Consider the following 8,777-nt stretch of genomic DNA (forward strand, 5'->3'; position numbering starts at 1 on the left):
ACCACCACCGCGCCGGGAAGAGGCGGGATCTCCGCGGTGTTGGCATCCGGTGGCGGGCTTGGCCGTCGGGGTGCCGTGTCACGATCCTCCGCGCGGCCGCCACGACGGCTGAGGAGCTCACGAGACTGAACCGGAAGGACCGCGGTCGATCCATGATCCATTTCGAGCCGACGCACCCGAACCCGGCGGTCGAGCCGTTCCGGCTGATGACCGTCCACGCCCATCCCGACGACGAGTCGAGCAAGGGCGCGGCGACCACCGCGCGTTACGTCGCGCAGGGCCACGAGGTCATGGTCGTGACCTGTACCGGTGGTGAGCGCGGCAGCGTTCTCAACGCCGCGATGGACCGGCCGGAGATCGTGGCGAACCTCGCGCAGGTGCGGCGGGCGGAGATGGCCCGCGCCGCCGAGATCCTCGGTGTGCAGCACCGTTGGCTGGGTTTCATCGACTCCGGACTCCCCGAGGGGGATCCGAAACCACCGCTGCCCGAGGGCTGTTTCGCGCTGCTCGACCTGGACGAGGCGACCGAACCGCTGGTGGCCGCGGTGCGCGAGTTCCGCCCCCACGTCGTGGTGACCTACGACGAGACCGGCGGCTATCCACATCCCGACCACATCCGTTGCCACGAGATCTCGGTCGCGGCCTTCGACGCGGCGGGCGATCCCGACCGGTTCCCCGATGCCGGCGATCCGTGGCAGCCGCTCAAGCTCTACTACTCGCACGGGTTCTCCAAGGCGAGGTTGCTCGCCTTCCACGAGGCGATGACCCGCCGCGGCCTGGAGTCGCCGTATGCGGACTGGCTGGCAAACTGGCGAGACGACCGGCCCGACCCCGGCCAGCGGGTCACCACCCGGGTCCGGTGCGACGAGTGGTTCCCGGTCCGGGACGAGGCACTCAAGGCGCACGCCACCCAGATCGACCCGACGAGCCGCTGGTTCCTCGTTCCGCTGGAGCTCCAGCGTGAGATCTGGCCCACCGAGGACTACGAGCTGGTGCGCTCGCTGGTCGACGCCTCCGTCCCGGAGGACGACCTTTTTGCCGGCTTGCTCGAGCGGGTGGAGGCGCTGCGGGCGAGCTGAACCCCCAGGCCATCGCGGACGGTCCGATGCGTAGGTTATCCGGGTAACCCCGAGCGGTCGGGAGTAACGGACGTCGGAGGTGCGCGGTGCTTGTCGATCTGGGAGTGCTACCTGGACAGGGTGAGATCACAGCCGCGCTGGTCGTGCCGGCGCAGAATCCCGTTCCGCCGCCGGGCAAGGGTGAGGAGTTCGGGAAGGCGTCGCCGATCGCGTTGGTCGTGATCATTCTGTTGGGGTTGGCGACGATCCTGCTGATTCGATCGATGGGGAAACGGATCCGCAGGCTGCCCCCGTCCTTCGGTGACGACGGCGCCGGGAAGCGCCCGGCGGACGACGAGTCCGTCCGTGGGGAGGCCGGGCGCACCGATACGCAGCGCGACGCCGAGCCCGGGGACGACGCAGGCCGGACCTGACCACACCCGGGCCGATTCTGGGAGGCTGGGCGCATGCCGAACCGGCTCGCTGCGGCGACCAGCTCCTATCTGCTTCAGCACGCCGACAATCCCGTCGACTGGTAGGAGTGGCGCGCCGAGGCCCAGCGGCGGGATGTGCCGATCCTGCTTTCCGTTGGCTACGCTGCCTGCCACTGGTATCACGAGGTTCTGTGGTTGGCGGCTGTCGGCGGAAATCTACGAAACCGCAGGTCAGCGGCCTAGTTGTGGTTCGGGCCGGATCGGCGAATACCGCCGCTGGACGCCGATTCCGGGGCTTCGTGCATCACTTTCGTGCATCACTCGGCGTGTCACAGTAACGGCGGACCGCGCTGGCGAACGTGGGTACGCCTCGAGTGGTGAGGCGTACGAACAGGTACTCAGGGGCCACGCTCTGTCTCGGGGAGTCCTCGAGGTTGTATGTGGTCGCCCGCTTGGGACCTCTGCGCAGCCCCGGGCCTTGCCGGGCGCGCACTCGAGCCGTTGACGCTCTGCCCGGCGGGCCCCATGGTGGCCAAGTGAGGATGCGTGCACCCGATCTGCCGAACTGGCTTGCGGAGCAGCTGCCGTTCGAGCGGTACGTCGTGGATATCGGCGACCACCGGCTCCACGTGATGGAGTCGGGCGAGGGACGCGCTGTGGTGCTCCTGCATGGCAACCCGACGTGGGGCTTCCTGTACCGCAAGGTCGCCCTGCAGCTCGCCGACCAGCCCGTGCGGGTAGTGATGCCCGACCTTGTGGGATTCGGGTTCTCCAGTCGGGCGCATTTCGCGCAACACACGCTGGTCAACCATGCGACCTGGTTCGGGATGCTCCTCGACGAGCTCGAGCTGGACGACATGGTGTTCATGGGTCAGGACTGGGGTGGGGCGATCGGCACCTTGGCGCTGTCCGACCGGGCGGACCGTTTGGCCGGCCTGGTCCTGGCGAACACGGCCGTCACGCCGCCGCGCGAAGGGTTCAGGCCCACGTTGGTCCACCGGCTCGCCGGCCTACCTGTGGTCAGCAACCTTCTCGTTCAAGGGGTCGGCTTCCCCCAGCTCGATCTCAACCTCTTCCAGGGCGATCGGCGCAGCATCCGCGGGAATGTCGCGCGGGCCTATCGGCATCCGCTGCGCTCGTGGCAGGACCGGGCTGCCGTCCTTGCCATGGCCCGGGCGGTGCCGGACAGCCTCGAGCATCCGTCTGTGCCCGGCTTGCGCGCGTGTGCCGAATTTGTGTCCGGCTTCACCGGCCCCGCGGCCATCGTGTGGGGAAACCGTGACCCTATCCTGGGCAAGCTGAAGCATCGGACGGCAAGAATGCTCCCTCGAGCCGCCGTGACCTCGACGTCCGCGGGCCACTTCCTGCAGGAGCAAGTGCCGGCAGAGATCGCGGGCGCGATCATGCAGGTCGTCCGCAGCGCCGACGTGCGGTAACACCGCGGAAGGGCTGCGTGCACGAGGCTGATGGGGCGTCGCCTGTTATCCGATTCCGGCGAAACCGCAGGTCCGAGGAGTCTGGCGGCTCGTACGAGTTTGCGCGTCCACTACGCCCCTTGGCCAGCCCGATCGAGATGCTGAGGTGCGTCGTAGTGGAGGTCGTCCGAGACGTCGATGCCATCATCGAGTTCGGCTCAGCTCAGGCCGCGTTGCTTCAACGAGAGCAGGAGCGCGCCAGAAGGCCTCGTCCTCGGCTGTCGACGGAAATCTGCGAAACCGCAGGTCAGCGGCCTCATCGTGGTTCGGGGCGGGTCGGTGAATGCCGTCGTTGGACACCGATTCCGGAGCCTCGTGCATCACTCGCTGGTCTCGTGTGGGCCGTTTGCAGGCGTTCCGGCCGACCTTCTGCACAGTCTGCGCCTGCGTTATGACTAGATCGCCGCTCACGTGAGCAGTAATCTGTTCATATGGATTTCGGCGAACCCTTCGGCGGCCTAATGCCCGGAGCGCGAGGCGCGGCGCTCGCCGTGCTGCTGCGCACGGGGGCGCCCTTGACCGGTCGGCGCGTGCACGCGTTGGTCGCGGATCGCCACAGCTTGGGCGCCGTCCAACAGGCACTGCGAGACCTCGAGCGTCTCGGGCTGATCACGACAGAAACCATCGGGCGTGCCGGAGTGCACCGCATCAACAAAGGTCATGCGGCCATCGCGCCGCTACGTGTCTTGGCCAGTCCGATCGAGATGCTGAGGCGCGTCGTGGAGGGGGTCGTCCGAGACGTCGATGCCGTCATCGTGTTCGGCTCAGTTGCTCGCGGCGATGCCCACGCAGGCAGCGACGTCGACCTCCTCGTGATCGCCGCTGCGGCGTGGGACGGTAGGGCCGAACTGCAGCAGCAGGTCCAGGAGCGTCTGGGCAATCACTGCGACGTCCTGCACCTGACCGGCGACGATTTCGAGCGTGCTCCAGAGGATCGCGAGCCGGTCCTGTCCGAGATCCTCCGCGACGGGATCGCCCTGGTCGGAGCCATGCCGCGGCGCAGTCGGGTGGCGTCGTGACCAACTTGGAGAGCAGGAACCACGCCAAGAGCTTCCTCCAGAAGGCGCAGGAGTACCTCGACTCAGCGCAGGACAATCTCGATCTGGGGAGGGCGACGCCCGCCGCTGGGGACGCGATCCATGCCGGCATCAGCGCCAAGGACTCGATCGTGACCGCCCTGACCGGGCAGACCAGCAAGGCGAAGGATTACGCCAAGGCGGTGAAGGAGTTGCGTCAGGCGCTCGGAGCACACCGCGATGCCGGCGCGGCCGAGAAGGCATTGCGAGAACTGATCTCGGTGAAGGGCGACGTCGAGTACGGCGCCACGCTCATCACGCTCGCCAAGGCGAAGCCCCTCGTCCGGCGGCGATGCTGCTCGTCGAGCTCGCGAGAGAGCTGGTGAGGCGGCCGTGATCCGAATCTCGCAAAGGTGTCACGCTGGCCGGCGCCGTCGCTTGGGCGGGGAAAGCAGGTCGGTGACGGTCACCTCCTCCCGCGTCGGTGCGACAAGCGCGTCCAGCGCGGCCTCGGCCAGTTCCATCCGCTTCTCTTCCTAGGCCAGGAGCTGATCGAGCCGCCACCGGTCCGGATGCGTCATCACCGGCGGCGGCACGAGTGTGCGGTCCTTCAGGTTCTGATAGCCCTTCGTTTTGCCCAGCCGTAGCGCGCCATCACGTCGTGGGCGTCGACGAAAACGTGCCGCGGGTCGGTGTCGCCCGAGGCGTCCGGCGGCCAGTCCACAGTCACACCGCCTTCGGCTTACCGAGGACCGGCTGGGAGGCGAGTCGCTGACTGCGGATGAAGGTGCGCAGGTCGCCGACGGTCGTGTACAGCCGGGCGCGAGGCGGCGACGACGCGAGCGGTCAGATCCTCTGCTAACTCACGGCGCACGGCCCCGTTGACCACGCCTCCGCCGGAGGCGATGATCCGCTCGACCTCACCCGGGTGTTGGCCGCGTTCCACGCCGAGTGGCGCGACCCGAGTCTGACCAGCGCCAGGTCGACCAAGCCGTCGCGGTCGACGGCGCCCGTCCGCAACCTGCCGAGCGGAGCTCCCGGTGCGGGAGCGACGTAGCCGAGTTCGTGCAGTTCGTCGACCCACCGCTGCTGCAGTTGCCTGCCGCTGGTCGGCACGACCTTGTCCGGCCGGGCGTCGGCCCACGCCCGCCGGTCCCATGCCTGCCGCAACGCAGGGCCGGGCTCCTTGCCGGACTGGTCGGCGCGCCACTTGGCTTCGTAGGTGTCGATGTTCGCCTCGATCTGCTTCGCACGCGCGCTGAAGGCTCCGGCGTACGCCGTCAGCTCGGCGACCTCGCCCGTCTCGGCGTCGAGCGTGACCCATGTGCGGCGAGCGCCTCGCGGAACGCCGGACTGGTCATCATGGCCGCGTGCCCGATCCCGTTGATCGCCTCCAGGCTGCCGCGGACCCCGACCGTGTGGAGCCCACGCCAGCCGCCCGCTGCGAACACGCGCGCGTTGATCTGAAGGTGCAGATGGCGATGTGGGTCGCCTGCGCGTGAGGTGAAGTGGCGTACGACGGCCGCCTCGGTCTGCTCGACCGGCACCTGCACCTGGCGGTCGCGCGGTCCCACGCGGGTCGTCGTGTGGGCGCCGAGCCAGGCGATGATTCTTCGGCCGCGGCCAGCTGCGCGGCGTCGTAGGCGTCGGCGATCTCGGGGTCCAGCGCGGCCGCCACCGACCAGGTCTTCGGGCCGTTGACGGTGACCTCGACGAACCGCACGGCCCGGTCGTCCTTCCGCAGCCGACCCTTCGCGGTACCCGTGTCGACGTTGTGGCCGGCGACCCAGTGTTCGTACGTATCACCGACCATGTCGACCCGCCGTTCGACGCCGTCAGCGGTCGCCTCGAAGTGCATCGCGACCCCGCTGCCTTCGGCGAGGTAGTAGTCGTCAGCAGGGGAGCGGTCGGCCTCGACGTAGTCCCGAGCGGCGGCCGCCGCGCCGCAGTAGATCTTCATGCTGCATGTACTCGGAGCATCTCCCTGAGCAACCATCGGCAGCCGTAAAACCGGAGGTCAGGCCGTATATCGGCGCCCGTCCCGCTACGAACTTTCGTAGCATGCGTGCCGCCTGAGACGGAGGTGAAGAGAGGACGGCTGAGGAGGAGGAGTTTGGGAGCCATTGAGGGTTGGTGATGAACGTTGAGGGAGCGGTGAGCGGGTGGAGTGAGAGGCAAGCCTGAGACGGGATGGTGGCGGAGTGGCTCAGGGGCGGGGTCCCGTCAATCGGCGTCTTCACGTACACGGCGAGCGCTTTGCTGTCCACGCCCTGCTTGCCGTCGGGCACACCGGTCCAGGGACGCGCACATCGCCCGGGTCGCAGCACGGTCGAACCGCCGCGTATATCTGAGGATCAGTCGGTTCCGATGAAGCGCGACGTGTCCGTCTCAAGCGCCGCCGCCGCGAAGAACGGCCGGAGGCGCTCTCGAAGTGCGCGGTCGCAGACGTACACGTAGGTCCCGAGCATGCCGCGGGTGAGCAGCACCGCGTAGATGTTCTGGACCAGTTTGAGGATCTCGTCGTCACTGAAGGTGATGCCACGGCGCGGCATGTTGTTCGCCGCTGTCGGGTCGAAGTAGTTGGTGCGGTCGAAGGCGAGACGGCCGGCGCGTTCGTCGTACCGAAGGTCCGGACCGATAATGACGCCGGCATAGTTCAGGTCGTAGCCCTGGATCGTGTGAATCACGCCGACTTCGTCGAGCGAGGTCGGTGAGTTGACCCAATCGACGTCGGTGCGGTTCCAGCGCATCCGAACGCCATCTATCTGTATGTCGTAGGCGTGCTTGTCGCGTCGGCTGACCCACGGCCAGGCGAAGCCGGCGAGGAGCCGCGCGAGGCCGACTTCGCGGTCGCGCGCTCGAATCGCATCGCGCATCTCGGACATGTCGTCGAAGAATCGTAGGTCGTATCCGGTGAACGATCGAGGCGTCGGAGGCTGGTCGCTCAGAACCGCGCGAACGTACCCGACGTAGTCCTCTCCCGCCTGCACCCGCATTTGGGACGTCAGACGATAGCGGCGATGCTGGTCGTCGCTGCGTGTCATCAGCTCCTTCAGCAGGTGACTCGGGACGTCGCCGGTGTGGATGCTCTGGGCTGAGTCCATGAGGTAGATCTGGTGCGTGCTCTTGGCCTTCACCCAGTCGAGCTGAGTGAGGTTGGCGTCGTCCGCACCGAAGAGACGCCGGTTGATGTCCGAGAACATCTTATAGAGCGGGCCGGCCGGCTGGTTTCCGGACTGCCGCAAGCGATGTGTCTCATCGACGATGAGCACGTCGAAGTGCTCAGGTGCGTTGCCCATCTCAAAGGGCGACATCACCATGTTCGGGGAAAGGCCGGGAGTGCGTTTGAAGACCCGCTGGATCGTCTTCCGCAAGGACATCTGCGGGACGATGAATCCGAGTCGGAAGTCGCGCAGCAGCTCGGGATACCCCTCGACGAAGAACTCGGCCAGCGGCGACTCGGACTCGACCTGCTGGGACGGATCCCATGCCTTCACGTCGCTGAGGAGTTTCATCAGGTAGACGGCGACGACCGTCTTTCCGGTCCCGGGGTCGCCCTGGACCACCACCTGGCTCGGCACACCAGTGTCGATGTCCGCGAAGAGTCCTTCGAGGATGTCTAGGACCACGATCTCCTGGTCCTCGGTTAGCGCCTTGAAGGGAGAGAGCTTGAAGAGGTCGGAGTTCTCGATCTCAGGGAGGGAATGGCTGAACAGCCCGTCGCGGCGCAGCTCCTCGAAGATGTCTGCGAAGATCTTCTGGTAGTCCGCGCGACCGTAGTAGTCGCGATCGGAGATGCCGACGTTGCGATTCATCACCCGGTAGGTGCCGTCGCCCGAGAGTCGCTGGATTAGGAACGCTTCAAGGTCGAGGCAGACGGACTTGTTGAACGTCGGGTCCAAGACCACGCGAGCGCCCTTGAGGCGCCGTTTCTCCGCTGATGCGAGGTGCTGCCGGAAGCGAGTGGCGACGTTGAGCGATTCCCCAACGTAGATCTGCTCGTCTCCGTCGAGGGCGTAGACGACGGGCCAGTTGCGGAATCGGGGGTCGAGCTGTAGCCATGCCTCGATCTGCGCGGACACGAACGGCCCGCGCTCAATCCGGAAGCTGGTCATACTTCGTGCTCTTGCCGCGGGCCGACTTGACCGGGTATTTCCTCTTCGTCTGCTCGAGCTTCGCGAGCACGATGGCATCGGGATCGACGTGCAATCGGTCGGCCAGAAGCAGGCAGTAGGTGAGCACGTCCGCGAGCTCCGCCTCAACCCGTTCCTGCTCCGCGTCATCCGACCACTGGAAGCACTCGAGTAGTTCCGCAGCCTCGATCGAGATCGACCTGGCCAGGTTGCTCAGCGAGTGGAACTGAGCCCAATCGCGCTCCTCGACGAAGGCGCGGAGTGCGGCCATCACGAGGTCAGAGGACATAGGCGCACCTTAGCCCGGACTCTTCATGGCGGGCGGGGTGGTGGGTGACCCCGGAAGAAGAAAGTGCCTCGTGACCGGGTAGGACAGGGTTTGCTGAGGGCTCTGTTCGCCGTGGTCGAGGAGGCACTTTCCGAGTGCGGGCTACAACCACCCGTCCGAAGATCATTGTGGCCGCAGACAGGGTCGGGGTGGTGTCGCACGCCGGGTCCCGCCTGGTGGCCGACGTCGCCGACCGGACCACCCTGACTGGCCAGTTGTCGCAGGCCCTGAGTGCGGTGCAGCAGCGGGCGCGGGCGCGCCACGACCCGGGACAACGCGCCCGACTGATCGAGATCCGCGACAACCTGATCGCCCGCACCCGCTGCTGCACCG

At 67.0% G+C, this 8,777-nt stretch carries 8 protein-coding genes and 3 pseudogenes; 7 read left to right on the top strand and 4 right to left on the bottom strand.

The features are described 5' to 3' along the window. Positions 1-152: 152 nt before the first annotated feature. The 6 genes and pseudogenes from mca to ACFQE5_RS06660 all read left to right on the top strand — a co-directional run bounded on the left by mca (position 153) and on the right by ACFQE5_RS06660 (position 4,369). Positions 153-1,079 carry a mycothiol conjugate amidase Mca gene (mca, locus tag ACFQE5_RS06635; RefSeq protein WP_379583928.1) on the top strand — a complete coding sequence of 309 codons (927 nt, stop codon included), beginning with the start codon at positions 153-155 and terminating at the stop codon, positions 1,077-1,079. 86 nt (positions 1,080-1,165) lie between these two features. Continuing rightward, a complete protein-coding gene (locus tag ACFQE5_RS06640; RefSeq protein ID WP_379583929.1) occupies positions 1,166-1,492 on the top strand; it encodes a hypothetical protein in 327 nt (108 codons plus the stop codon). Positions 1,493-1,525: 33 nt separating this feature from the next. After that, positions 1,526-1,675, top strand: a pseudogene (locus ACFQE5_RS06645) (DUF255 domain-containing protein); the annotation flags it as partial. Between the two features lie 359 nt (positions 1,676-2,034). After that, positions 2,035-2,928, top strand: coding sequence for an alpha/beta fold hydrolase (locus ACFQE5_RS06650; RefSeq protein WP_379583930.1), 894 nt, complete (start codon positions 2,035-2,037; stop codon positions 2,926-2,928). A gap of 470 nt (positions 2,929-3,398) precedes the next feature. Then, positions 3,399-3,986, top strand: coding sequence for a nucleotidyltransferase family protein (locus tag ACFQE5_RS06655; RefSeq protein ID WP_379583931.1), 588 nt, complete (start codon positions 3,399-3,401; stop codon positions 3,984-3,986). Then, positions 3,983-4,369: a hypothetical protein gene (locus ACFQE5_RS06660; protein WP_379583932.1), complete on the top strand. Its 387-nt coding sequence runs from the start codon at positions 3,983-3,985 to the stop codon at positions 4,367-4,369. The genes ACFQE5_RS06655 and ACFQE5_RS06660 overlap by 4 nt, the downstream gene beginning before the upstream one ends. A gap of 472 nt (positions 4,370-4,841) precedes the next feature. Here ACFQE5_RS06660 and ACFQE5_RS06665 read toward each other — a convergent pair whose 3' ends face one another. The 4 genes and pseudogenes from ACFQE5_RS06665 to ACFQE5_RS06680 form a co-directional block, all read right to left on the bottom strand. Then, positions 4,842-5,417, bottom strand: coding sequence for a relaxase domain-containing protein (locus ACFQE5_RS06665; protein WP_379584070.1), 576 nt, complete (start codon positions 5,415-5,417; stop codon positions 4,842-4,844). Continuing rightward, a pseudogene (locus ACFQE5_RS06670) lies at positions 5,366-5,979 on the bottom strand (relaxase domain-containing protein); the annotation flags it as partial. The gene ACFQE5_RS06665 and the pseudogene ACFQE5_RS06670, both read right to left, overlap by 52 nt. Before the next feature lie 358 nt (positions 5,980-6,337). Then, complete coding sequence (locus ACFQE5_RS06675; protein ID WP_379583933.1) at positions 6,338-8,098, bottom strand: DNA/RNA helicase domain-containing protein; 1,761 nt, start codon at positions 8,096-8,098, stop codon at positions 6,338-6,340. Next, a complete protein-coding gene (locus ACFQE5_RS06680) occupies positions 8,079-8,405 on the bottom strand; it encodes a nucleotide pyrophosphohydrolase (RefSeq protein WP_379583934.1) in 327 nt (108 codons plus the stop codon). Before ACFQE5_RS06680 ends, ACFQE5_RS06675 begins: the two co-directional genes overlap by 20 nt. A gap of 134 nt (positions 8,406-8,539) precedes the next feature. Between ACFQE5_RS06680 and ACFQE5_RS06685 the strand changes: the two are divergent. Then, positions 8,540-8,777 (top strand): annotated as a pseudogene (locus ACFQE5_RS06685) (hypothetical protein); the annotation flags it as partial.

This window comes from Pseudonocardia hispaniensis (assembly GCF_042658695.1).
Taxonomy (GTDB): domain Bacteria; phylum Actinomycetota; class Actinomycetes; order Mycobacteriales; family Pseudonocardiaceae; genus Pseudonocardia; species Pseudonocardia hispaniensis.